Here is a 24900-nt window from a genome sequence, read left to right as displayed (position 1 = left end):
CAGCGAGGTATCACCGTGGCCCTCCCTCCTCTTTCTCCCGAGAAGCGCGCCGAGGCGCTGCAGAAGGCCGCCGAGGCCCGCCGTGAGCGCGCGGCTGTCAAGGCCCGTCTGAAGGACTCCACCGGTCGCCGCGGCGAGGAGATCCGCTCGGTCATCGAGGAGGCCGAGACCAACGAGGTCATCGGCCGCCTGCGCGTGACCGCGCTGCTCGAGTCCCTCCCCGGCGTGGGCAAGGTCAAGGCCCAGCAGATCATGGAGGAGATCGGCATCTCCCCGTCGCGCAAGGTCCGCGGCCTCGGCTCCCACCAGGCCGAGAAGCTCATCGCCCACTTCTCGGAGTGACCCCCGCCCCGACGCAGCGGCGCGCGCCGTCCCCGGTGACCGTGCTCGCCGGGCCCACCGCGGTGGGCAAGGGCACCGTCTCCGCGGCCATCCGCCGCCGGTATCCCCAGATCTGGCTGTCCGTCTCCGCGACCACCCGCGCCCCCCGTCCCGGGGAGATCGACGGCGTGCACTACCACTTCGTCTCCGACGAGGAGTTCACGCGCATGGTCGAGACGGACATGATGCTCGAATGGGCGGTCGTGCACGGCCGCCACCGCTACGGGACCCCGCGCGCCGAGGTCGAGCGGGCCCGCCGCGAAGGACGTCCCGTGCTGCTCGAGATCGACCTCGCCGGCGCCCGCCAGGTGCGCCGCACCCTTCCCGAGGCGTGCTTCGTGTTCCTCGCCCCGCCCGACTGGGACACGCTCGTCCAGCGGCTCGTGGGCCGTGGCACGGAGGACGCCGAGGAGCGCGAGCGGCGCCTCGCGACCGCACGGCTCGAGCTCGCCGCCGAATCCGAGTTCGACCTCACGATCGTCAACGACGAGGTGGACCGCGCGACCGACGAGCTCGCGCACGTCATCGGCGTGGACCGCGGAGCCGCCTGACCCCTGCCGGGTGCCCGATCTCACGCCGGGCCGCCGCGGCTGCCCTCGCCGGAACACGGGGCAGGGCGTAGGCTGGTTCGTTGCACGCCACCGTCTACCGGAAGGGACCCCCGTGTCCGGAACCGTCGCCCAGCCCGAGGGCATCACGAACCCGCCGATCGACGATCTGCTCGAGACCGTCGACTCGAAGTACGCCCTCGTCCTGTACGCGGCCAAGCGCGCCCGCCAGATCAACGCCTACTACGCCCAGCTCCAGGGCGACGGCCTGCTCGAGCACGTCGGACCCCTCGTCGACGTCGAGAACCAGGAGAAGGCGCTCTCGATCGCGCTGCGCGAGATCGACGCGGGGCTGCTCGAGTCCCACGAGATCTCCGAGGACGAGCCGGCCGCTCCCGCTCCCGCCCCCCTCGAGCTCGGCGACGACGCTCCCGAGGCCCCGGCCACCGACTTCACCTTCTGACCGACCGATGACCGCTGCCGACTCCCCGCTCGCCGGGGTGCGCACGGTCCTCGGCGTCGGCGGCGGGATCGCCGCGTACAAGGCCGCGCACGTCGTGCGCGGCCTCGTCGCGTCCGGGGCCGAGGTGCGCGTGATCCCCACCCCCGCCTCCCTCGCCTTCGTCGGGGCCGCCACGTGGGAGGCGCTCAGCCACCACGAGGTGCTCACGAGCGTCTTCGAGCACGTCGACGAGGTCGCCCACGTGCGCGTCGGCCAGGACGCCGAGCTCGTGGTCATCGCTCCCGCGACCGCCGACCTGCTCGCGCGCCTGCGCCTGGGCCGCGCCGACGACATGCTCACCGCGACCGCGCTCATGGCGCGCTGTCCGGTCGTCGTCGTGCCCGCCATGCACACCGAGATGTGGCAGCACCCCGCCACGGTCGAGAACGTCGCCGTGCTGCGCTCCCGCGGCGTGACCGTGCTCGAGCCCGACAGCGGGCGCCTGACCGGCCCCGACTCCGGCCCCGGCCGCCTGCCCGAGCCCGACGCGATCCTCGGCGCGGCCCTCGCCGCCGTCACCGCGCCCCGCACCCCGGCCGGCGCCCCCGTGCGGGACCTCGAGGGCGTCCGCGTGCTCGTGACCGCGGGCGGCACGCACGAGCAGATCGACCCCGTGCGCTTCATCGCCAACCACTCCTCGGGGCGCCAGGGCCTCGCCCTCGCCCAGGCGGCCCTCGTGCGCGGCGCCGACGTGACGCTCGTCGCCGCGAACGTCGACCTGCCCTCCCCGCCCGGCGCCCGCCGGCTCGACGTGGGCTCGGCCGCCGAGCTCGCCGAGGCCGTCGCCGCCGAGCGCACCCGCGCCGACGTGCTCGTCATGGCCGCCGCCGTCGCCGACTTCGCGCCCGCCTCCCGCGCCGCCGCCAAGATCAAGAAGACGGGGGAGGACGACGTGCCCGTTCTCGAGCTCGTCCGCACCGAGGACATCCTGAGGACGAGCGTCGGGGCGCGCCGAGACGACCCCGCGACGGCGCCCGGTGTGATCGTCGGCTTCGCCGCCGAGACCGGCGACGAGGCCACGGCGCCGATCGAGCACGCACGCGCCAAGGCCCGCGCCAAGGGCGCCGACCTGCTCGTCTTCAACGACGTGAGCGCGGGCGTGTTCGGCGCCGCCGCCAACGACGTCACCGTGCTCGACGCGAGCGGGGAGGTCGTGCGCAGCGCCGCGGGTGACAAGTCCGTCGTCTCACACGCCGTCCTCGACGAGGTCGTGCGTCGGCGGGGGCACGTACGCTGACGAGCATGACCTCCACGAGCACCTCCCGGGGTTCCCTGCGCCTGTTCACGTCCGAGTCCGTGACCGAGGGCCACCCCGACAAGATCTGCGACCAGATCTCCGACGCCCTCCTCGACGACATGCTGCGCCAGGACCGCGACGCACGCGTGGCCGTCGAGACGATGGTGACGACGGGGCTCGTCCACGTCGCGGGCGAGGTCCGCACGAGCGGCTACAGCGACGTCGCACGGATCGTGCGCGACACGATCCGCGAGATCGGCTACGACTCCTCCGAGAAGGGCTTCGACGCCGACAGCTGCGGCATCGAGGTGTCGATCGGCTCCCAGAGCGCCGACATCGCGGCGGGCGTGGACACCTCGCTCGAGCACCGGGGCGGCGGCGAAGAGGCCTACGCGCGCCTCGGCGCGGGCGACCAGGGCCTCATGTTCGGCTTCGCGAGCACCGACACGCCCGAGCTCATGCCGCTGCCCATCCACGCCGCGCACCGCCTCTCGGACAACCTCTCGCGCGCCCGTCGCGACGGCGTGCTGCCCTACCTGCGCCCCGACGGCAAGACCCAGGTGACGATCGGCTACGACGACGACGGGGTCGCGCGCAGCGTCGACACGATCGTCGTCTCGAGCCAGCACGCCGAGGACGTCGACATCGCCGCCCAGCTCACGCCGGGCATCGAGCAGGTCGTCGTCGCCCCCGTGCTCGAGGACCTCGGCCGCATCGGCCTCGACGTCTCCGACGTGACGGTGCACGTGAACCCCACGGGCCGTTTCGTGATCGGCGGCCCCAAGGGCGACGCGGGCCTCACCGGGCGCAAGATCATCGTCGACACCTACGGCGGCATGGCCCGTCACGGCGGCGGCGCCTTCAGCGGCAAGGACCCCTCGAAGGTCGACCGCTCGGGCGCCTACGCGATGCGCTGGGTCGCCAAGAACGTCGTCGCCGCGGGCCTCGCCGAGCGCTGCGAGGTCCAGGTCGCCTACGCGATCGGCCGCGCCGAGCCGGTGGGTTTGTACGTCGAGACCTTCGGCACCGGCACCCGGCCCGACCACCAGCTCGCCGAGGCCATCCGAAAGGTCTTCGACCTGCGCCCCGCCGCGATCATCGACCAGCTGGACCTGCTGCGGCCCATCTACGCGCGCACCGCCGTGCACGGGCACTTCGGCCGCGAGCTCCCCGAGTTCACGTGGGAGCGCACCGACCGCGCCGACGACCTGACGAGGGCCCTGTGACCGCGGCCGGGCTGCCCGCCGGGATCGCCGAGCGCCTCAAGCGCGACGAGCAGGGGCTCGTCGCGGCGATCGTCCAGGACGACACGAGTGAGCAGGTGCTCATGCTCGGCTGGATGGACGACGAGGCGCTCCGCCGCACCCTCACGACCGGCCGCGTGACCTTGTGGTCCCGCTCGCGCCAGGAGTACTGGCGCAAGGGCGACACGAGCGGGCACGCGCAGTACGTGCGCGGCGTGAGCCTCGACTGCGACGGCGACGCCCTGCTCGTGCGCGTCCAGCAGATCGGCGCCGCATGCCACCGCGGCACGACCACGTGCTTCGACGGCGGCGAGCTGCCGGCCGTGACCGGCGAGGGCCCGACCCCGTGAGCCGCCGCCTCGCCGTGCTCGCCGGCATCGTGGTCTCCGGGGCCCTGTTCCTCGTCGCCCGCGCCGCCTGGCTGCACGCGAGCGTGCCCGACCTCGCCGGGGGCGCGAGCGAGGTCGACGTGACGGGCGGCGACGCCGCGCCCGCCGTCGTCGCCCTCGCCGTGGTCGCGATCGCCGCGTCCCTCGTGACCGCGATCTCCTCGCGCCACGTGCGGCTCGTCACGGGCCCCCTGCTCGCGCTGGCCGGGATCGGCGCGGGCATCGGCGCGACCCGCGTCCTCCTGGACCCGGCCGCCCACGCGACCTCGGCGATCGCCGAGGCGACCGGCGTGTCCGGGAGCGGCGAGACCGTCACCATGACCCCGTGGCCCGCCGTGGCGCTCGTCCCCGCGGCGCTGCTCGTGGTCCTCGGCGTCGTGGTCCTCGTCGCCGGCCGGCGCTGGACGCGCACGGCCCGCTTCGACCGGGCGGGCGCGCCGCCCGACGCGGCCGCCGTCGCCGAGGACGCCGGGATCGACCCGCGCACCGACCCCGCCAAGGCCTGGGACGCCCTCACCCGCGGCGAGGACCCCACCGGCCGCCCCTGAGCACCGCCCGGGATCGCGACCGGGACGTGGCACAATGACCAGCGAAACGCCCTGCCCACGTGGAGAGAAGTCGATGTCCAAGACCTACGCCGTCCCGCCCGCCTCGCCGCTCAACCACGGCAAGACGCCCGCCGCCTGGGTGATGACGGTCGGCGTCGTCGCCGGAGCGATCGTGGCGGCCGTCGGCTTCACGTTCTCGATCCTCGCTCTCCTGATCGTCGGCATCGTCGTGATCGTCCTGACCGTGATCCTGAGCGCCGTGCTGCGCGTCATGGGGTTCGGCCAGAAGGCGCGTCGCGCGGAGGCCGCGGGGCGGTGACCTCCGCGGCGCTGCGCGCGCACGCAGGGGAGGAGTCCCGCTCCGCGCGCGCCCGGCGCCTCGCCGTTCCCCTGCTCGTCGGCGGCGGCGCGATCGGCGGCGCCGTCGTCTCCCAGCTCCTGTTCGACCCCTACCGGCAGGACGTCCCGCTGTGCCTGTGGCACGCCCTGACGGGCGGCTACTGCCCGGGCTGCGGCATGACCCGCGCCGTGCACGCGCTCCTGGCCGGGGACCTCCCGCTCGCCCTGCACAACAACGCGTTCGTGGTCGTGCTCGTCCCCGCCGTCGTCGTGGTGTGGTGGCGGTGGCTGCGACGGCGATGGCGCGGCGAGCCGCCCCCGCCGCCCCCTCCCTGGACCCGCGGGCGCCGCGCCCTCGTCGCGGCCCTCGTGGTCGCGCTCGTCCTCTTCACCGTCGCGAGGAATCTCCCCGCCTTCGCCGTCCTCGCGCCCACCTCGCTCATCGGCGCCTGACCGGCGCCCGGCCCCCGAACGGAAGGAAGCAGCCCGTGACCGCACAGGGCACCGTGCTCGACGACATCATCGCCGGGGTCCGCGAGGACCTCGCCCCGCGCCGCGCCCGCGTCGACGACGCGGCCATCGCCCGCCTCGCCGCCGCCGCGCCCCCCGCGCTCGACGCGCGCGCCGCCCTCGTCGGCGACGGCACGACCCTGGGGCTGATCGCCGAGGTCAAGCGGTCGAGCCCCTCCAAGGGCCACCTGTCCGGCATCCCCGACCCCGCCGCCCTCGCCGCGACCTACGCGGCCTCGGGGGCGAGCGCGATCAGCGTCCTGACCGAGCAGCGCCGCTTCTCCGGCACCCTCGCCGACCTCGACGCGGTGCGCGCCCGGGTGGACGTGCCCGTGCTGCGCAAGGACTTCATCGTCGAGGAGTACCAGGTGCTCGAGGCGCGCGCCCACGGCGCCGACCTCGTGCTGCTCATCGTCGCCGCCCTCGACGACGAGTGCCTCGCGCACCTGCACGACCTCGTGGTCTCCCTCGGCATGCAGGCCCTCGTCGAGACCCACACCGCCGAGGAGATCGACCGCGCGCTCGCCCTCCCGGCCCCCCTCATCGGCGTCAACGCGCGCGACCTGCGCACCCTCGACGTCGACCTGCACCGCGCGGCCGGCCTGCTCGCACGCATCCCCGCCGACCGCGTCGCGATCGCCGAGTCCGCGGTCGCCTCGGTCGACGACGTCCGCGCCTACGCCGCCGCGGGCGCCGACGCCGTCCTGGTCGGCGAGGCCCTCGTGACGGGCGAGGACCCCGCCGCGGCCGTCGCCGCCTTCCGCGCCGTCGCCCGCCGCGGGCGCGTGGCCCCCACGAACGGAGACCCCCGGTGAGCACCCAGATCCCCTCCCACCTGCGCGAGGCCGCCGGGCCCTACTTCGGCGACTTCGGCGGCCGCTTCCTGCCCGAGGCCCTCGTGCCTGCCCTCGAGGAGGTCACCGAGGTCTACGAGAAGGCGCTCGTGGACCCCGCCTTCACCGAGGAGCTGTCCCGCCTGGCCCGCGAGTACTCCGGCCGCCCCTCCCTGCTGAGCGAGGCCCCCCGCTTCTCGCGGCTCGCAGGGGGCGCCCGCATCCTGCTCAAGCGCGAGGACCTCAACCACACCGGCAGCCACAAGATCAACAACGTGCTCGGCCAGGCGCTGCTCACGGTCCGGATGGGCAAGAAGCGCGTGATCGCCGAGACCGGGGCGGGCCAGCACGGCGTCGCGACCGCGACCGCGGCCGCCCTGTTCGGCCTCGACTGCACGATCTACATGGGCGCCGAGGACACCCGGCGCCAGGCCCTCAACGTCGCCCGGATGCGTCTGCTGGGCGCCGAGGTGGTGCCCGTCACCCACGGCTCGCAGACCCTCAAGGACGCCATCAACGAGGCGTTCCGCGACTGGGTCACCAACGTCGAGACCTCCAACTACATCTTCGGCACCGCGGCCGGCCCGCACCCGTTCCCCACCCTCGTGCGGGACTTCCAGAAGGTCATCGGCGAGGAGGCCCGCGAGCAGACCCTCGCGCAGGCCGGGCGCCTGCCCGACGCGGTCGTCGCGTGCGTCGGCGGCGGCTCCAACGCGATCGGCATGTTCCATGCCTTCCTCGACGACGCCCAGGTGCGCCTGATCGGCTGCGAGGCGGCCGGGGACGGCGTCGACACCGCGTTCCACGCCGCGACCATCTCGCGCGGACGCCCGGGCGTGCTCCACGGCGCCCGCAGCTACCTCCTCCAGGACGAGGACGGCCAGACGATCGAGTCCCACTCGATCTCGGCCGGCCTCGACTACCCCGGTGTGGGACCCGAGCACTCGTGGCTCGCGAGCATCGGCCGCGCCGAGTACCGCGGGATCTCCGACGCCGACGCGATGGACGCCTTCGCCCTGCTGTCGATGACCGAGGGCATCATGCCCGCGATCGAGTCCTCGCACGCGCTCGCGGGCGCCCTGGCCCTGGGCCGCGAGCTCGGCGAGGACGCCCTGATCGTCGTGAGCCTCTCGGGCCGCGGCGACAAGGACGTCCACACCGCCTCGGAGTGGTTCGGGCTGCTCGACGGGAACCCCGCCGACGAACGCTCCGACGCGACCGCCCCCGAGACCGCCGAGGGGACCGGCACCGACGGCCTGCCCCGCCACGGCCGCGCGGACCTGACGGCCCTGCGCGACCTCGCCCGCACCACGCTGCCCGACGCGACCGCCGGGTCCGACCAGAGCAAGGAGCCCCAGGCATGAGCGAGCGCCTCCGCGCCGGTGACGTCCTCGAGCGCACGCGCGCCGAGGGACGCGCCGCCCTGATGGGCTACCTGCCCGTGGGCTTCCCCGACCTGGCCGGGTCGATCGACGCGGCCCGCGCCCTGATCGACGGGGGCGTCGACATGATCGAGCTGGGGCTGCCGTACTCCGACCCGGTCATGGACGGCCCGGTGATCCAACAGGCCGCGACCGCGGCGCTCGCGGGCGGCGTGCGCAACCGCGACGTCATCACGGCCGTCGAGCAGCTCTCCGGGCGCGGGGCCGCCATCCTCGTGATGACCTACTACAACCCGGTCCTGGCCTACGGGCCCGACGCGTTCGCGCGGGACCTCGCGGCGGCGGGCGGCGCGGGGCTCATCACCCCGGACCTGATCCCGGACGAGGCGGGGGAGTGGATCGCCGCCTCCGAGGCCCACGACCTCGACCGGGTCTTCCTCGTCGCCCCGAGCTCCCCGCGCGACCGCCTCGCCTACGCCGCCGCGAGCTCGCGCGGCTTCGTCTACGCGGCCTCGACGATGGGTGTCACCGGCACCCGCACGTCCGTGAGCGACGCCGCGGAGGGCCTCGTCGAGCGCACCCGCGCCGCGGGCGCCCGGAACGTGTGCGTCGGTCTCGGCGTCTCCGACGGGGAGCAGGCCGCGCAGGTCGCCGCCTACGCCGACGGCGTCATCGTGGGCTCGGCCTTCGTGCGCGCCCTCGCCGAGGCCGACGGCGCCGCGGCGGCGCGGCGCGCCCTCACGGCCGTCGCCCAGGACCTGCGCGACGGGGTCGAGCGGGGACGGGGGAGCGCGGCGTGATCCTCGCCGACATCCCGAGCCCGCCGGTCTCCTCCCTGAGCCTCGGCCCGATCACGATCCATGCCTACGCGATCTGCATCCTGGTCGGCATCGGCGTGGCGCTGTGGTGGTCGACCCGCCGCTGGGTCGCCCGCGGCGGCGACGGCGACGACCTGTTCGACATCGGCTTCGTGGCGATCGTGTGCGGCATCGTCGGCGCCCGGCTCTACCACGTCGTCTCCTCCCCGGACGCGTACTTCGGCCCGGGCGGCAACCCGGTCGCGGCGCTCTACATCTGGAACGGCGGCCTGGGGATCTGGGGCGCCGTGGCCGGCGGCGCGCTCGGCGCCTACGTCATGGCCCGGCGCAAGCGGGTCTCCTTCCCCGTGCTGGCCGACACCATCGCGCCCACCCTGATGGTGGCCCAGGCGATCGGCCGTCTCGGCAACTGGTTCAACCAGGAGCTCTACGGCGGCCCGACCGACCTGCCGTGGGGGCTGTCGATCACGTGCGTGACCAACGGCGACCTGATCGTCGGGTGCACCCCGGGCACCTACCACCCCACGTTCCTGTACGAGGCGCTGTGGAACCTCGCCGGCTGCGCGGTGCTGCTCCTGATCGAGCGCCGTGCCCGCCTCGGCGGCGGTCGGGTGTTCTGGTCCTACGTCGCGATCTACACGGCCGGTCGGCTGTGGATCGAGCTCATGCGCACCGACGCCGCGGAGATCGTGCTGGGCATGCGCGTCAACGTCTGGGTGTCGATCGTGATCCTGCTGCTCGCCCTCGTTATGCTGGTCGTGCTCGGCCGCCGGCGCCGGGCGCGCGGCGGCGAGGCGGTGCGCGTCGACGGTGCCTGGGAGCGTCACGAGACGCTGTCTCACCATGAGGACGCACCCTCGTCTCACTAAGTGGATACCCGACTCTCGGCTTTCGGACCCGGGGGATAGACTCGTCCCGGTGCGCACGCCCCCGCACCGCTCCCGTGATGCGTCGATGCCGGGGAGGCCTCGGCGTGCGCCCGGATCATCGTCCCGGCGAACGGAAGGGGTGCCCTCATGCTCCCGCTGTCCTCCCGCTTCAGTGCGCTCCCCGAGGCCCAGGGCCTGTACCGCCCCGAGCTCGAGAAGGACGCGTGCGGCGTGGCCATGGTCGCCACGATGCGCGGCCATGCCGGGCACGACATCGTCGAGCACGCCCTGCTTGCGCTCGAGAACCTCGACCACCGCGGCGCCGTCGGCGCCGAGGAGAACACGGGCGACGGCGCGGGGATCCTCACCCAGCTCCCCGACCGCTTCCTGCGCACGGTCGCGCCCCGCGCGCTGCCCGCCGTCGGCGCCTACGCCGCCGGCATGGCGTTCCTGCCGCGCGACGCCGCCGAGCGCGCGGCGACCGTCTCGGTCATCGAGCGCATCGCGACGGAGGAGGGGCTGCGCACCCTCGGCTGGCGCGACGTGCCCGTCGTCGACGGTCTCGTGGGCCCCTCGGCGCGCGCGACCCAGCCCCACTTCGCCCACCTCTTCCTGACCGACGCCGCGAAGGAGCGCACCGGCCTCGCCCTCGAGCGCGCCGCGTTCGCCGTGCGCCGTCGCGCCGAGCACGAGACGGGCGCCTACTTCCCGTCCCTGTCGACCCGCACCATGGTCTACAAGGGCATGCTGACGACGACCCAGCTCGCCGAGTTCTTCCCCGACCTGCACGACGAGACGTACGAGTCCCGGCTCGGCATCGTGCACTCGCGCTTCTCGACCAACACCTTCCCGGCGTGGCCGCTCGCGCACCCCTTCCGCGCGCTCGCCCACAACGGCGAGATCAACACCGTGATCGGCAACGTCAACCGGATGCGGGCCGCGGAGGCGCGCCTGGCGACCGACGCGTTCGGGGACGACCTGGGCCGTCTGCTGCCCGTCAACACCCCCGGCGCGTCCGACTCCGCGAGCTTCGACGAGGTGCTCGAGCTGCTGCACCTGTCGGGCCGCTCGCTCCCGCACGCGATCATGATGATGGTCCCCGAGCCCTGGGAGAACGACCCGGCGATGGACCCCGCGCTGCGCGCGTTCTACGAGTACCACGCGATGCTCCAGGAGCCGTGGGACGGCCCGGCCGCGCTCGTCTTCTCCGACGGGAGCCTGGTGGGCGCCAAGCTCGACCGCAACGGCCTGCGCCCCCTGCGCTACTGGGTCGCCGACGACGGCCTCGTCGTGCTCGGCTCGGAGTCCGGCGTGCTGCCGATCGACCCCGCCCACGTGACCCGCAAGGGCCGCGTCGCACCGGGCGAGATCTTCTGCGTGGACACCGCGGCCGGACGCCTCGTCGAGGACGCGGAGATCAAGGCCGAGCTCGTGGCCGAGCACCCCTACGCGCAGTGGATCGCCGAGCAGGCCGTCGACCTCGGCACGCTCCCGGAGCGCGAGCACATCGGCCACTCGCGCGCCTCCGTGGTGCGCCGCCAGCAGACCTTCGGCTACACCGAGGAGGAGCTGCGCATCCTCATCGGCCCCCTCGCCGCCAAGGGCGCCGAGCCGATCGGGGCGATGGGCACCGACACCCCCGTGGCCGTGCTCTCGGACCGCCCGCGGCTCCTGTTCGACTACTTCACCCAGATGTTCGCGCAGGTCACCAACCCGCCGCTCGACTCGATCCGCGAGGCGATGGTCACGAGCCTGTCGCTGTCCATCGGGCAGTCGCGCAACCTCCTGGACGCGACGCCCGAGCACGCGCGGCAGCTGCGCATCCCGTTCCCGGTGATCGACAACGACGAGTTGTCCAAGATCGTCAACGTCGAGGCGAGCCCCCGCACCGCGGACTTCCGGACGGTGAGCCTGCGGGGCCTGTACCCCGTGGCCGAGGGCGCCGCGGGCCTGCGCGCCCGGCTCGACGAGATCTGCGCCGAGGCGGTCGCGGCGATCGACGACGGCGCGACCTTCATCGTGCTGTCCGACCGCGACTCCAACCCCGTGCTCGCGCCCATCCCCTCGCTCCTGCTCACGAGCGCGGTCCAGCACCATCTGATCCGCACCGGGCGCCGCACGCGCGCCGCCCTCCTGGTCGAGGCGGGCGACGTGCGCGAGGTCCATCACGTGGCCCTCCTGATCGGCTTCGGCGCGAGCGCCGTCAACCCCTACCTCGCGATGGAGACGGCCGAGGACCTCGTCGAGCGCGGCGTCGTGGGCGACGTCGACGCCTCCCAGGCGGTCCGCAATCTCCTGGTCGGGCTCGGCAAGGGCGTCCTGAAGATCATGTCCAAGATGGGCGTGTCCACGGTGTCCTCCTACCGCGGCGCCCAGCTGTTCGAGGCCGTCGGCCTGGCCCACGACGTGATCGAGGACTTCTTCCCCGGCACCACGAGCCAGCTCGGCGGCATCGGGCTCGACGTGATCGCCGACGAGGTCGCCACCCGCCACGCCGACGCGTACCCGAGCCAGGGCTACACCAACGCCCACCGGCGCCTCGCCGTGGGTGGCGAGTACCAGTGGCGCCGCGAGGGCGAGCCCCACCTGTTCAACCCCGAGACGGTCTTCCGCCTCCAGCACTCGACCCGCACCCGCCAGTACGAGGAGTTCCGGCGGTACACCGAGATGGTCGACGACCAGTCGCGGCGGCTGTCGACCCTGCGCGGCCTCATGCGCCTGCGCACGGGCGTGCTCGAGCCCGTGCCGCTGTCGGAGGTCGAGCCGGTCTCGACGATCGTGCGGCGCTTCATGACCGGGGCGATGAGCTACGGCTCGATCTCGCGCGAGGCGCACGAGACCCTCGCGATCGCCATGAACCGCCTGGGAGGCATGTCGAACTCGGGCGAGGGCGGCGAGGAGCCCGACCGTCTGCACGACGCCGAGCGCAACAGCGCGATCAAGCAGATCGCATCGGGCCGCTTCGGCGTGACCGCCGAGTACCTCGCCTTCGCGCGCGACATCCAGATCAAGATCGCCCAGGGCGCCAAGCCCGGCGAGGGCGGCCAGCTGCCCCCGCAGAAGGTGTACCCGTGGATCGCGCGCACGCGGCACTCGACGCCCGGGATCGGGCTCATCTCGCCGCCGCCCCACCACGACATCTACTCGATCGAGGACCTCGCCCAGCTCATCCACGACGCGAAGTCCGCCAACCCGGCCGCCAGGATCCACGTCAAGCTCGTGTCCCGCTTCGGGGTGGGCACGGTCGCGACGGGCGTCTCCAAGGCACACGCGGACGTCGTGCTCATCTCCGGGCACGACGGCGGCACCGGCGCGAGCCCGCTCAACTCGCTCAAGCACGCCGGCATCCCGTGGGAGCTGGGCCTCGCCGAGACCCAGCAGACCCTCCTGCTCAACGGCCTGCGCGACCGCATCACGGTGCAGGTCGACGGGCAGATGAAGACCGGCCGTGACGTCGTCATCGCCGCCCTCCTGGGCGCCGAGGAGTTCGGCTTCGCGACGGCCCCGCTCGTCGTCTCCGGCTGCATCATGATGCGCGTGTGCCATCTGGACACGTGCCCCGTGGGCGTCGCGACCCAGAACCCCGAGCTGCGCGAGCGCTACACCGGCACCCCCGAGTTCGTCATCACGTTCTTCGAGTACATCGCCGAGCAGGTGCGCGAGCACCTCGCCGCGCTCGGGCTGCGCTCGATCGACGAGGCCGTGGGCCGGGTCGACCTGCTCGACACCGACGACGCCAAGCGCCACTACAAGCAGGAGGGGCTCGACCTCGAGCCGATCCTGGCCCAGCCCGAGGTGATGGAGGGCGACCATCCGCGCCGGGCGCGCGACCAGGACCACGCGCTCGAGAAGGCGGCCGACCAGCCGTGGATCCGCGCCGCGGAGCCCGCCCTCGAGCGCGGCGAGCCGGTCGTGATCCGCGACCGCGTCCGCAACGTGCAGCGCACGGTCGGCACCCTGCTGGGCCACGAGGTCACGCGCCGTCACCGCGCCGAGGGGCTCCCCGAGGACACGATCCGCGTCGAGCTCGAGGGCGTGGGCGGGCAGTCCTTCGGCGCCTTCCTGCCGCACGGCGTGACCCTCGAGCTCGAGGGCGACGCCAACGACTACGTCGCCAAGGGGCTGTCCGGCGGCGTCGTCGCGATCGGCCACGGCCGCGGCACCGCCTCCTCGCTCACCTCGGCGACCGTGGCCGGCAACACGTGCGCGTACGGCGCCACGAGCGGCAAGCTCTTCCTCGCCGGCAGCGCGGGGGAGCGGTTCGGCGTGCGCAACTCCGGGGCGACCCTCGTCGTCGAGGGCATCGGCGACCACGGCGCGGAGTACATGACGGGCGGCGCGATCCTCGTGCTCGGGCCCACCGGCCGCAACCTCGGGGCCGGCATGAGCGGCGGCACGCTGTTCGTGCTCGACCTCGACGAGGCCCGGCTCAACCCCGCCGACGCCGAGACCTTCGAGATCACCCCGGTGCGCGAGGAGCACCGCGGCTTCGTGCTCGAGGCGATCCGCGAGCACTCCCGCCGCACCGGCTCCGACCGGGCCGCGGCCCTGCTGGCCGACGAGGACGAGCTCCTCGAGCGCCTCACCGAGATCGCCCCGCGCGAGTTCCTCCGGGTCACCGAGATCCGCGACGGAGCGCTCGAGGGCGGCATCGACCCCGACTCCCACGAGGTGTGGAACACGATCCTGGAGGGCTCCCATGGCTGATCCCCGCGGCTTCCTGACGACGCGCGACCGCGAGCTGCCCGCGCGCCGTCCCGTCCCCGTGCGCCTGATGGACTGGCGCGAGGTCTACGAGGTCCGGGAGAAGGGCCAGCTCGGCGTCGTCTCCCGCCAGGCCGGGCGCTGCATGGACTGCGGCATCCCGTTCTGCCATCAGGGCTGCCCGCTCGGCAACCTGATCCCCGAGTGGAACGAGCTGGTCTACCGCGACGACTGGCACGAGGCCTCCGAGCGGCTGCATGCGACCAACAACTTCCCGGAGTTCACCGGTCGCGCGTGCCCCGCCCCGTGCGAGTCCAGCTGCGTGCTCGGCATCAACCAGCCGCCCGTGACGATCAAGAACATCGAGGTGTCGATCATCGACCGCGCCTTCGAGGAGGGCTGGGTGACCCCGCAGCCCCCCGAGCGGCAGAGCGGGCGCAGCGTCGCCGTCGTCGGCTCGGGCCCGGCGGGCCTCGCCGCGGCCCAGCAGCTCACGCGCGCCGGCCACACCGTGGTCGTGCTCGAGCGCGACGACCGCGTGGGCGGCCTGCTGCGCTACGGCATCCCCGAGTTCAAGCTCGAGAAGCGCCACCTCGAGCGCCGCCTCGAGCAGATGGCCGCCGAGGGCACCCGCTTCCGCACCGGCGTCGCCGTGGGCGGCGACGCCGAGGGCGACCCGAGCCTCGCCGAGCTGCGCAGCCGCTTCGACGCCGTCGTGCTCTCGACGGGCGCGACCGTGCCGCGCGACCTGCCCGTCCCCGGCCGCGAGGCGCACGGCATCCACGCCGCGATGACCTACCTGACGCAGGCCAACCGCGTCGTCGAGGGCGACGTGCTGCCCGAAGACGCGGCGATCAGCGCCGCCGGCAAGGACGTCATCATCATCGGCGGCGGCGACACGGGCGCCGACTGCCTGGGCACCGCGCTGCGCCAGGGCGCCCGCTCGGTCACGACGCTCGCGATCGGCGTCCAGCCGCCGTCCGAGCGCGACGACGCCCATCCGTGGCCCACCCACCCCGTGCTGTTCGAGATCTCGGGCTCGCACGAGGAGGGCGGCGACCGCTCCTACCTCGCCTCGACCACGGGCTTCGAGGTCGACGCCGACGGCTCCGTGGCCGGGATCCGGGTGGCGCGCACCGCGTTCGTCGACGGACGCCGCGTGCCCACCCCCGGGACCGAGCAGGTGCTGCCCGCCCAGCTCGTGCTCATCGCGATGGGCTTCGCGGGAGCCGAGGACGTCGCGGCCGGCGCGGAGGACTCCGTCGCGTACACCTCCCGCGGCACGATCGAGCACGGCGCGGACTGGTCCACGGGCGCCGAGGGCGTCTTCACCGCGGGCGACTGCGCGCGCGGCCAGTCCCTCATCGTGTGGGCGATCGCGGAGGGGCGCTCCGCCGCGGCCGCCGTCGACGCCTACCTGATGGGATCCACGGCCCTCCCGGCCCCCGTCGCCCCGGGGATGTCCGCGCTCGCCGTGTGATGCATCGGGCGCGAGCGGACCGCGTCACGGGGCGTGCGCACGGCCGGTGCGCCCCGTGCTCGCGGTAGAGTTGGCGCCGTCCCCAACACCGATAGATGGGTTGTCATGCGCAAAGCGAAGATCGTCTGCACACTCGGTCCCGCCACGAACACGTACGAGCAGATCCGTACCCTCATCGAGTCCGGCATGAACGTCGCCCGGATGAACCTGAGCCACGGCACGTACGACGACCACGAGAAGGTCTATGCGAACATCCGGCGGGCCGCCGAGGACCTCGGCAGGAACGTCGCCGTCCTGGTCGATCTCCAGGGCCCCAAGATCCGCCTCGGCAACTTCGCCGACGGCCCCCATGACCTCGCCGTCGGCGACACCTTCGTCATCACGACCGACGACATCCAGGGCACCAAGGACCGCGTCTCCACGACCTTCAAGGGCCTCCCGGGCGACTGCCGCCCCGGCGACGTGCTCCTGATCGACGACGGCAAGGTCGCGGTGCGCGTCACCGAGGTCTCCGGCACCGACGTCACGACGGTCGTCGAGGTCCCCGGCCCCGTCTCCGACCACAAGGGCATCAACCTCCCCGGCGTCGCCGTGTCCGTGCCCGCCATGAGCGAGAAGGACATCGCCGACCTGCGCTGGGGCATCAACCTGGGCGCCGACCTGATCGCGCTCTCCTTCGTCCGCGACGCGCACGACATGGACGACGTCCTGCGCATCATGCAGGAGGAGGGCAAGCGCCTCCCCGTCATCGCCAAGATCGAGAAGCCGCAGGCCGTGCGCGCGCTGCGCCAGATCGTCGGCGCCTTCGACGGCATCATGGTCGCGCGCGGCGACCTCGGCGTCGAGCTGCCCCTCGAGCAGGTCCCGATCGTCCAGAAGCGCGCGATCGAGCTCGCGCGCCGCAACGCCAAGCCCGTCATCGTCGCGACCCAGGTGCTCGAGTCGATGATCACGAGCCCGCGTCCGACCCGCGCCGAGGCGTCGGACTGCGCCAACGCGATCCTCGACGGCGCCGACGCGGTCATGCTCTCGGGCGAGACGAGCGTGGGCGCGTACCCCTTCGAGGCCGTGCGCACCATGGCCCGCATCATCACCAACACCGAGGAGAACGGCGCCGACCGCATCGCGGGCCTGGGCACCATCCCGCACACCCGCGGCGGCGCGATCACCCGCGCGGCGTGGGAGATCGGCGACCAGCTGTCGGCCCAGTACCTCGTGACCTTCACCGAGTCGGGGGACACCGCGCGCCGCCTGTCGCGTCTGCGCCCGTCCATCCCCCTGCTCGCCATCACGCCGTACGAGCAGGTGCGCCACCAGCTCTCCCTCTCGTGGGGCATCGAGGCGCTGCTGGTCCCGCTCCAGCGCGACACCGACGAGATGGTGCGCGTGGTCGACGAGCTGCTGCGCGAGAACAAGGGCCTCCAGCCCGGCGACCTCGTGGTCATCGCGGCCGGCTCGCCCCCCGGCGTGCACGGCTCGACCAACACCCTGCGCGTGCACCGCATCGGCGACCTCGACGGCACCGAGTCCGCGCGCATCGAGGCCGACTCGATCGCGAAGCCCGCGCAGTCCTGACGACCGCCCGGACCGCGCACGGCGCCGCCGGGACCTCAGGGTCCCGGCGGCGCCGTCGTCGGTACCGGGTGCGGGACTCGAACCCGCACGTCACGAAGGACAGCGCATTTTGAGTGCGCCGCGTCTACCATTCCGCCAACCCGGCAGATCCGGTCGTCGACCGGAGTGCTGGACTAGGATAACGAAGATCCGACCACCGCACCGCCGTGCCCCCGCCGGGGCCGGCCGTGCCCGTTGCCACGAGGTTCCATGAACGCCGATCCGACCGACACCCCCGAGCCCACCGAGACCGCCGCGCGCACCACCGCCGCGGAGCACGCCGTCCCCGCCCCCGAGGGCCGCCGTCGCACGGCCGTCGTGGCCGAGGACGAGAGCCTGATCCGGATGGACATCGTCGAGACGCTCACGGAGACCGGCTTCGAGGTCCTCGCCGCGGTCGGCGACGGTGCGAGCGCCATCGAGAAGACCCGCGAGCTGCGCCCCGACATCGTCATCCTCGACGTCAAGATGCCGCAGACCGACGGCGTGACCGCGGCCGAGACGATCGGCGCCGAGAACCTCGCCCCGGTCGTCATGCTCACGGCCTTCTCCCAGTCCGAGCTCGTCGAGCGGGCGCGCGACGCGGGTGCGATGGCCTACGTGGTCAAGCCCTTCACGCCCGCGGACCTGCTGCCCGCCGTCGAGATCGCCATGTCCCGCTTCGCCCAGATCGCGCAGCTCGAGCACGAGATCCAGGACCTCGGCGAGCGCTTCGAGACCCGCAAGCGCGTCGACCGTGCCAAGGGCCTGCTGCAGTCCAACATGGGGCTCACGGAGCCCGAGGCCTTCCGCTGGATCCAGAAGACCTCGATGGACCGCCGGCTCACGATGCGCGAGGTCGCCGACGCCGTCGTCGACCAGCTCGGCGGGCAGGGCAAGGACTGACGCCGGCGCCCCCGACCCCACCGGCGACACGGGGAGACCAGCGATGCCGCTGAGCCGTCGCGCGCTGATCCGGTCCGCGGCCGTCGCGGCCGCGGGCACCGGCGCCCTCGCCTCGTGCACCCGCGGATCGACCCGGCCCGACCGCTCGACCGCGCCTCCTCCGACGTCCGCGCCCGAGGACCCGTCCTCCCCGCTCGTGCTCGGCACGATCGGCACGAGCCTCGGGCTCGAGGCGATGTTCGACAAGCAGATCGCGATCGCCGTCGGCGAGGCCGCGACGGACGTCAACATCGCCGGCGGCGTGTTCGGCCAGGATCTCGTGCTGCTCGAGCGGCACACGATCGCCGACCCTGGCGACGACCTCGCGGACGCGATCGCCGCCCTCGCCGAGGCGGGCGCCACGGGCGTCGTCGTGAGCTGCGACGACGACGTGCTGCTCGCGGCCATGCCCGCCTTCGTCGACGCCGGCATGGCGGTCGTCTCGGTGACCTCGACCTCGATGTCGCTGCGCGCGGACGACGCGGCCACGAGCGGCATGCTCGTGCGGCTCACCGCGTCGGACCGGGCGCTCGCGGCCGGCTTCGCCGAGTCCGCCGGCACGGGCGGCGCCGTCGGCTCGGTCTTCTACCTCGCCCGCGACACCACCTCGGGCCACAGCCTCGGTGCCCAGCTGCGACGCGTGGTCGAGCCGGCGGGCGGCACCTACGAGGAGCGCTATCACGCGGGCGACCAGCCCGACCTCGGCGAGCCGATCGACGCCGCGCTCGCGAGCGGGGCTCCCCTCGTCGTCGTCAGCGCGGGAGAAGAGACGAGCGCCCTCGTCGGTGCGCTCGTGGCCGCCAACACCGGCCCGGACGGCAGCCCCCTGCGCGAGCTCGCGATCCGCACCCTCTTCTACGGCTCCGCCGCGCCCGGGGACGCCCTGCCGCCCGACACCATGAGGTCGGTGACGGGCACCCGGGCGGGGATCCCGGCCCCGGACGCCCTGAAGAACATCATGCTGCGGGTGGACCCGTCGCTCGCCCCCGACACGTTCGACTTCGCCGGGCAGGCCTACGACGCGGTCACCCTGCTCGCCCTCGCGGCCCAGACGGCCCACAGCGCGGAGGGCACCCGGCTCGCGGCCGCGATCCCCGACCTGCTCGCCGAGGGCGACGAGGCGGGCTCGTACGCCGAGGCGCGCACGCTCCAGCGAGACGGCGCCACGGCGCGCTACGTCGGCTTCTCCGGGCCGCTCGAGCTGGGGGAGGACGGCGACCCCGCGAGCGCGGAGATCACGACGGTCTCCTACGACGAGGCCAACACCGTGGCGAGCACCAACGACGTGACGGTCACCGTGTGAGGCCGCCCGACGCCGCCCGGCGCTCCCTGACGGGTCAGCGCGGCGGCAGCAGCATGGTCGAGACCATCACGGTCGACAGCAGCGTGCCCTCCGCGTCGGCGACCTCCACCTGGTAGGTCGCCAGGCGCCGGCCGCGGTGCACGGCGCGGCCGGTCGCGGTCACCGTGCCCGAGCGAGCCGAGCGGTGGTGCACGGCCGAGACGTGGGTCCCGACGGCCTGCGCGCCCTCCCCGTGCACCTCGCGGGCCAGCACGATCGCGGCGAAGGACGCGACCGTCTCCGCGAGCGCGATCGTCGCCCCGCCGTGCAGCAGCCCGGCCGGCTGGGTGTTGCCGGCGACGGGCATCGTCATCCGGCCGCCGTCCGCGTCGAGCGCGATCAGCTCCATGCCCATGCGCTCGCACAGGGTGCCCGCCATGAGCGCGCGCAGCTCGTCGGGGGAGAGGGGGAGTGCGTCCATGGGGCCAGCGTGTCACAGGTCCGTGGGAGACTGGCCCCCATGAGCGCACAGGACCCCGTGAGCGACCCGGCCCCCCTGACGAGCACCGATCCGGCCGCGGAGCCTGCCGACGTCCGCTTCCTCCTGATCGACGGCCACGCGATGGCCTTCCGCGCCTTCTTCGCCCTACCCGCGGACAGCTTCACCGACGGCCGCGGGCAGGCCACCAACGCGGTGTACGGCTTCGTCCGCATGCTCGTCAACGTCGTGCAGTCCGAGCAGCCCACGCACGTCGCCGTCGCCTTCGACCTGGCCGGCGGCACCTTCCGCGACCGCATCTACGACCAGTACAAGGGCGGCCGTGAGGAGACCCCCGCCCAGTTCATCGGGCAGATCGCGCTCATCGAGCAGGTGCTCGACGCGCTCGGCGTGACCTGGCTGACCGTCGAGGACTACGAGGCCGACGACATCATCGCGACCCTCGCGACCCGCACCGCGGCCGACGGCGGGAGCGCGCTCATCGTCTCGAGCGACCGCGACGCGATCCAGCTCGTGAACGACGCCGTGACCCTGCTCCAGCCCGTCAAGGGCATGACCGAGCTGCGCCGCATGACTCCCGCGGCCATCGAGGAGAAGTACCAGGTCCCGCCCGAGCGCTACCCCGATCTGGCGGCTCTCGTGGGCGAGACCGCCGACAACCTGCCCGGCGTGCCCGGCGTGGGCCCCAAGACCGCCGCGAAGTGGATCACCCGCTTCGGCGGCCTCGAGGGCGTGCTCGCCCACGCCGACGAGATCACCGGCAAGGCCGGCCAGGCGCTGCGGGACCACCGCGAGGACGTCGAGCGCAACCGCCGCATGAACGAGGCCGTGCGCGACCTCGACCTGCCCGCCGACCTCGCCCGGTACGGGCTCGGCCGCGGCGACACGATCGCGCTGGGCGGCATCTTCGACGACCTCGCCTTCGGTCCGACCATCCGCCGTGACATCCCCGCCGTGTTCCTCGCCCCGGGCGGCGCCTCCGCCGCCGAGCAGGGCACCGGCCCCGAGGGGCCCGACCCCGCCGACGTGCAGCGCCCCACGCCCGAGCAGGTCCCGGCCCTCCTGCGCGAGACCTTCGCCGACGGCGCCGCGCTCGACCTGCGCGGCTCGTGGGAGCTGGGGGAGGGCGACTGCGACCTGCTCGCCCTCGCGAGTGCCGACGACCTCGCCGTCATCGACCTCGTCGGGCTCGACGACGTGGCCGAACGGGCCGTGGCCGGATGGCTCGCCGACGCGTCGATCCCCAAGGTCGCCTACGACACCAAGCTCGCGGCGCACATGCTGGCCGGCCGCGCCCTCGAGGTCGCGGGCTGGCGCACCGACCTCGCGATCGCGGAGTTCCTGTGCCGCCCCGACCAGCGGCCCACGGACCTGCCCGGCCTCGCCCTGCGCCACCTCCAGGAGGACCTCGCGGCCTCGTCCGCCGCCGCCCAGCAGGAGCTCGACCTCGAGGGCGCCGACGAGGGCGCCGAGGCGGAGCGCTGGGCCCGCCGCGCCGACGCCGTGCGACGTCTCGAGCCGCTCCTGCGCGCCGATCTCGCCTCCCACACCGTCGAGGCCCTCCACGACGAGCTCGAGCTCCCGCTCGCCGGGGTCCTGGGACAGATGGAGCGCACCGGCATCGCCGTCGACGACGACGTGCTGGCCGAGCTCGACGCCCAGCACGCCCAGCAGCAGACCGACGTGGCCGAGTCCGCGTTCTCGCACATCGGCGGGGACCGCATCAACCTGGGCTCGCCCAAGCAGCTGCAGGAGGTCCTCTTCGAGCGCCTCGGCATGCCCCGCACGCGCCGCACCAAGACCGGGTACACGACCAACGCGGAGGCCCTCGAGGACCTCTTCGCCCAGACCAGCCATCCCTTCCTCGCCGACCTCCTGGCCCACCGCGACGTCACCAAGATGCGCCAGATCATCGAGACGCTGCGCCGCTCGATCTCCCCGGCGGGGCGGATCCACACCACCTTCCACCAGAACATCGCGGCCACCGGCCGGCTCTCCTCGAACAACCCGAACCTGCAGAACATCCCCGCGCGCACCGAGGAGGGGCGGCGCATCCGCTCGGCCTTCCGCACCTCGGAGGGCTACGAGGCGCTGCTCACGGCCGACTACTCGCAGATCGAGATGCGCATCATGGCGCACCTGTCCGAGGACGCCGGCCTGATCGAGGCGTTCCGCTCGGGCGAGGACCTCCACAACTTCGTGGCCTCGCGCGTCTTCGACGTCGAGCCCGACGCGGTCGACCCCGCGATGCGCTCGAAGACCAAGGCGGTCAGCTACGGGCTGGCCTACGGGCTGTCCGCCTTCGGCCTCTCCCGGCAGCTGCGCATCTCCCAGGCGGAGGCCACGGCCCTGCGCGACGGCTACTTCGAGCGTTTCGGCGGGGTGCGGGACTACCTGCGCTCGAGCGTCGAGAAGGCCCGCGAGACCGGCTACACCGAGACCATCCTGGGACGTCGGCGCTACCTGCCGGACCTCACGAGCGACAACCGCCAGCGCCGAGAGAACGCCGAGCGGGTGGCCCTGAACTCGCCGATCCAGGGCAGCGCCGCCGACATCATCAAGCTCGCGATGCTGCGCGTGGACGCGGCGCTGCGCGAGGCCGGCTGCACGTCGCGCGTGCTGCTGCAGGTCCACGACGAGCTCGTGGTCGACATCGCCCCCGGGGAGCTCGACGCGGTGCGCACCATCGTCGCCGAGGGCATGGGCTCAGCCTACGAGCTCTCGGTGCCGCTCTCGGTGGGCATGGGCGTGGGCCGCACCTGGCTCGACGCGGCCCACTGAGCCGGGGCCGCCGCCCGACACCGTGGCGCGATCTGCACGACCGCGGTCCGGGCCGGTGCTGGCGCCCGAGGAGAGATCCCGGTGGGGTGGAGGCAGGACAGATCAACGACCCCTCGCCGACCGCCCCGGCGCGGACGGAAGCTCCGGCGATGCGGACTACGGCTCGATCGGCCCCGGCTACGCGCGGTACCGACAGCCGGAGCCGGCATTCGTCGACGCCATCCGCGCCGCCCTCAGCGACGCACGGACCCTCGTCAACATCGGGGCCGGCGCCGGCTCGTACGAGCCCGACCACCTCGCGGTCACGGCGGTCGAGCCGAGCGCCGCGATGCGGGCCCAACGCCCTCCCGGGGCGGCACCGGTGGTCGACGCCGTCGCGGAGGACCTCCCGTTCGCCGACCGGGCCTTCGACGCCGCGCTCGCGTCGTTCACCCTGCACCAATGGCGGGACCTGCATCGCGGCCTGCGCGAGGTGCGCCGGGTGACCCGTGGGCCGATCGTGATCCTCACGTGCGACCCCGCCGCGCTCGAGCGCTCCTGGCTGGGCGACTACGCACCCGAGGTGATCGCCACGGAAGCCGGCCGCTACCCCGCGATCGCGGCGGTGCGGTCGGGCCTGGGCGGCACCGTGACGGTCCGACGGCTGCCGATCCCGCTGGGCTGCGTGGACGGCTTCTCGGAGGCCTACTACGGTCGCCCGGAAGCCCTCCTCGACCCCGGTGCACGTCGCGCGAACTCCGCATGGAGCTTCGTGGGCCGCGAGGTCGAGGTCCGCTTCGCACGCGCGCTGCGCGCGAATCTCGCCTCCGGGGCGTGGGACGACCGGTACGGGCACCTGCGGACCCTGCCGACGTTCGACGGCTCCCTCCGGTTCGTCGTGGGGCGCCCGTGAGCGGCGCGTGCGGACCGGACCGAGGGCCCGGGCTCGGCGGAGCGCGCACCGAGCGCGATCACCGCGTGGCCGTGCTCGTCCTCCCCGGCGCGAAGGCTCTCGACGTCGGCATCGCGGCGCACGTCTTCGCGAAACGGCCGAGCATGCCGTACGACGTGCGGGTCTGCGGCGAGCGGGCCGGCACGATCGACGGCTGGAACGGGCTCGCCTACGCCGTCGACCACGGCCTCGAGACCCTCGCCTGGGCGGACACCGTGCTCGTGCCGGGGCACCGGAACCCGGCCGACACCACCACGCCGCCCGGCGTGATCACCGCCCAGCGAGCGGCGCACGAGCGCGGCACACGGATCGCCGCCATCTCCACCGGCGCCTTCACCCTCGCCGCCGCCGGACTGCTCGACGGCCGTCGAGCCACGACGCACTGGCACTACACGAGGGTGCTCCGCGAGCAGCACCCGCGGGTCGACGTCGACGAGAACGTGCTCTTCGTCGACGCCGGTCAGGTCCTCACGAGCGCGGGTGCGGCGAGCGGCATCGACCTCTGCCGACACCTCCTCCGGCGGGACCACGGCGTCGCGCTCGCCAACCAGGTCGCACGACGGCTCGTGAGCGCCCCCTACCGCAGCGGCGGGCAGGCCCAGTACGTGCCCCGCAGCATCCCCGAGCCCCTGGGCGACGTCTTCGCGGCGACCCGCGCCTGGGCGCTCGAGCACCTCGACGACGACCTCACGCTCACCGCGCTCGCCCGCCAGGCGAACGTGTCTGCCCGCACCTTCTCGCGCCGCTTCGCCGCGGACACCGGCATCACCCCGATGCAGTGGGTGCTGCGGGCCCGCGTCGACCGCGCCCGCGAGCTCCTCGAACGCACCGACCTGGCCGTCACCCGGATAGCCGAGCTCACGGGCCTGCGCTCCGACACCAGCCTGCGCCGGCACTTCGGAGCGCTCCTCGGCACCTCGCCGAGCGCCTATCGCGCCGCCTTCCGGGAGTGAGCCGCCCCTCTGCGAGGTGGACCTGTTATGCTGGTGCGTATCTGTGCCCCGCCTGTCCGACGTCGGCTCCCCGCCGTCCTCTCGCACCACGTGGGCGCCCGGAGCCTCCCGCAGCTGCGGAGTGCCGCATGA

At 73.7% G+C, this 24900-nt stretch carries 22 protein-coding genes and 1 tRNA gene; 21 read left to right on the top strand and 2 right to left on the bottom strand.

Features of this window, described 5'->3' with window-relative positions; all coding sequences use genetic code 11:
- Positions 1–15 precede the first annotated feature (15 nt).
- From mihF to pyk, 16 genes are all read left to right on the top strand, one after another.
- Positions 16–342 carry an integration host factor, actinobacterial type gene (mihF, locus tag BRM3_RS12650; RefSeq protein WP_263593656.1) on the top strand — a complete coding sequence of 109 codons (327 nt, stop codon included), beginning with the start codon at positions 16–18 and terminating at the stop codon, positions 340–342.
- Complete coding sequence (gmk, locus tag BRM3_RS12645; RefSeq protein ID WP_263593655.1) at positions 339–932, top strand: guanylate kinase; 594 nt, start codon at positions 339–341, stop codon at positions 930–932. Before mihF ends, gmk begins: the two co-directional genes overlap by 4 nt.
- A gap of 112 nt (positions 933–1044) precedes the next feature.
- Positions 1045–1392, top strand: a complete 348-nt coding sequence (rpoZ, locus tag BRM3_RS12640; protein ID WP_263593654.1) for a DNA-directed RNA polymerase subunit omega — start codon at positions 1045–1047, stop codon at positions 1390–1392.
- A 7-nt stretch (positions 1393–1399) separates the two neighbouring features.
- Positions 1400–2668, top strand: a complete 1269-nt coding sequence (gene coaBC, locus BRM3_RS12635; RefSeq protein ID WP_263593653.1) for a bifunctional phosphopantothenoylcysteine decarboxylase/phosphopantothenate--cysteine ligase CoaBC — start codon at positions 1400–1402, stop codon at positions 2666–2668.
- Positions 2669–2673: 5 nt separating this feature from the next.
- The gene (metK, locus tag BRM3_RS12630) at positions 2674–3894 is read left to right on the top strand and encodes a methionine adenosyltransferase (protein WP_263593652.1); all 1221 of its coding nucleotides are present in this window, start codon (positions 2674–2676) and stop codon (positions 3892–3894) included.
- Positions 3891–4262 carry a phosphoribosyl-AMP cyclohydrolase gene (gene hisI, locus BRM3_RS12625; protein ID WP_263593651.1) on the top strand — a complete coding sequence of 124 codons (372 nt, stop codon included), beginning with the start codon at positions 3891–3893 and terminating at the stop codon, positions 4260–4262. Before metK ends, hisI begins: the two co-directional genes overlap by 4 nt.
- A complete protein-coding gene (locus tag BRM3_RS12620; protein ID WP_263593650.1) occupies positions 4259–4849 on the top strand; it encodes a Trp biosynthesis-associated membrane protein in 591 nt (196 codons plus the stop codon). The genes hisI and BRM3_RS12620 overlap by 4 nt, the downstream gene beginning before the upstream one ends.
- Before the next feature lie 73 nt (positions 4850–4922).
- Positions 4923–5168, top strand: coding sequence for an HGxxPAAW family protein (locus BRM3_RS12615; RefSeq protein WP_263593649.1), 246 nt, complete (start codon positions 4923–4925; stop codon positions 5166–5168).
- Positions 5165–5641, top strand: a complete 477-nt coding sequence (locus BRM3_RS12610) for a DUF2752 domain-containing protein (protein ID WP_263593648.1) — start codon at positions 5165–5167, stop codon at positions 5639–5641. The genes BRM3_RS12615 and BRM3_RS12610 overlap by 4 nt, the downstream gene beginning before the upstream one ends.
- A gap of 35 nt (positions 5642–5676) precedes the next feature.
- Positions 5677–6513, top strand: coding sequence for an indole-3-glycerol phosphate synthase TrpC (gene trpC / locus BRM3_RS12605; RefSeq protein WP_263593647.1), 837 nt, complete (start codon positions 5677–5679; stop codon positions 6511–6513).
- Positions 6510–7895, top strand: a complete 1386-nt coding sequence (gene trpB, locus BRM3_RS12600; RefSeq protein ID WP_263593646.1) for a tryptophan synthase subunit beta — start codon at positions 6510–6512, stop codon at positions 7893–7895. The genes trpC and trpB overlap by 4 nt, the downstream gene beginning before the upstream one ends.
- A complete protein-coding gene (trpA, locus tag BRM3_RS12595; protein ID WP_263593645.1) occupies positions 7892–8713 on the top strand; it encodes a tryptophan synthase subunit alpha in 822 nt (273 codons plus the stop codon). The genes trpB and trpA overlap by 4 nt, the downstream gene beginning before the upstream one ends.
- Positions 8710–9600: a prolipoprotein diacylglyceryl transferase gene (lgt, locus tag BRM3_RS12590; protein WP_263593644.1), complete on the top strand. Its 891-nt coding sequence runs from the start codon at positions 8710–8712 to the stop codon at positions 9598–9600. Before trpA ends, lgt begins: the two co-directional genes overlap by 4 nt.
- Before the next feature lie 147 nt (positions 9601–9747).
- Positions 9748–14307 (top strand): glutamate synthase large subunit, encoded by a 4560-nt coding sequence (gene gltB, locus BRM3_RS12585; RefSeq protein ID WP_263593643.1) that lies wholly within the window; start codon positions 9748–9750, stop codon positions 14305–14307.
- Positions 14300–15784, top strand: a complete 1485-nt coding sequence (locus BRM3_RS12580; protein ID WP_263593642.1) for a glutamate synthase subunit beta — start codon at positions 14300–14302, stop codon at positions 15782–15784. Before gltB ends, BRM3_RS12580 begins: the two co-directional genes overlap by 8 nt.
- A 105-nt stretch (positions 15785–15889) precedes the next feature.
- Complete coding sequence (gene pyk, locus BRM3_RS12575) at positions 15890–17359, top strand: pyruvate kinase (protein WP_263593641.1); 1470 nt, start codon at positions 15890–15892, stop codon at positions 17357–17359.
- A gap of 62 nt (positions 17360–17421) precedes the next feature.
- Here the strand turns inward: pyk and BRM3_RS12570 are convergent.
- A tRNA-Leu gene (locus tag BRM3_RS12570) sits at positions 17422–17504 on the bottom strand.
- Positions 17505–17608: 104 nt separating this feature from the next.
- Between BRM3_RS12570 and BRM3_RS12565 the strand changes: the two genes are divergently transcribed.
- Positions 17609–18283 (top strand): ANTAR domain-containing response regulator, encoded by a 675-nt coding sequence (locus tag BRM3_RS12565; RefSeq protein ID WP_263593640.1) that lies wholly within the window; start codon positions 17609–17611, stop codon positions 18281–18283.
- A 43-nt stretch (positions 18284–18326) separates the two neighbouring features.
- Positions 18327–19625 (top strand): ABC transporter substrate-binding protein, encoded by a 1299-nt coding sequence (locus BRM3_RS12560; RefSeq protein ID WP_263593639.1) that lies wholly within the window; start codon positions 18327–18329, stop codon positions 19623–19625.
- A gap of 34 nt (positions 19626–19659) precedes the next feature.
- Here the strand turns inward: BRM3_RS12560 and BRM3_RS12555 are convergent, their stop codons facing one another.
- A complete protein-coding gene (locus BRM3_RS12555) occupies positions 19660–20085 on the bottom strand; it encodes a PaaI family thioesterase (RefSeq protein WP_263593638.1) in 426 nt (141 codons plus the stop codon).
- A gap of 39 nt (positions 20086–20124) precedes the next feature.
- On the opposite strand from BRM3_RS12555, the gene polA reads away from it, so the two are divergent.
- The 3 genes from polA (at position 20125) to BRM3_RS12540 (ending at position 24768) form a co-directional block, all read left to right on the top strand.
- Positions 20125–22884, top strand: coding sequence for a DNA polymerase I (gene polA / locus BRM3_RS12550; RefSeq protein WP_263593637.1), 2760 nt, complete (start codon positions 20125–20127; stop codon positions 22882–22884).
- Positions 22885–22939: 55 nt separating this feature from the next.
- Positions 22940–23776, top strand: a complete 837-nt coding sequence (locus BRM3_RS12545; RefSeq protein WP_263593636.1) for a class I SAM-dependent methyltransferase — start codon at positions 22940–22942, stop codon at positions 23774–23776.
- A gap of 71 nt (positions 23777–23847) precedes the next feature.
- The gene (locus tag BRM3_RS12540) at positions 23848–24768 is read left to right on the top strand and encodes a GlxA family transcriptional regulator (protein WP_263595465.1); all 921 of its coding nucleotides are present in this window, start codon (positions 23848–23850) and stop codon (positions 24766–24768) included.
- The last annotated feature ends 132 nt before the right edge of the window (positions 24769–24900 follow it).

The sequence above is a fragment of the Brachybacterium huguangmaarense genome (assembly GCF_025725725.1).
GTDB classification, from domain to species: Bacteria; Actinomycetota; Actinomycetes; order Actinomycetales; family Dermabacteraceae; genus Brachybacterium; species Brachybacterium huguangmaarense.
This window is presented reverse-complemented; position numbering and strand designations above follow the sequence as displayed.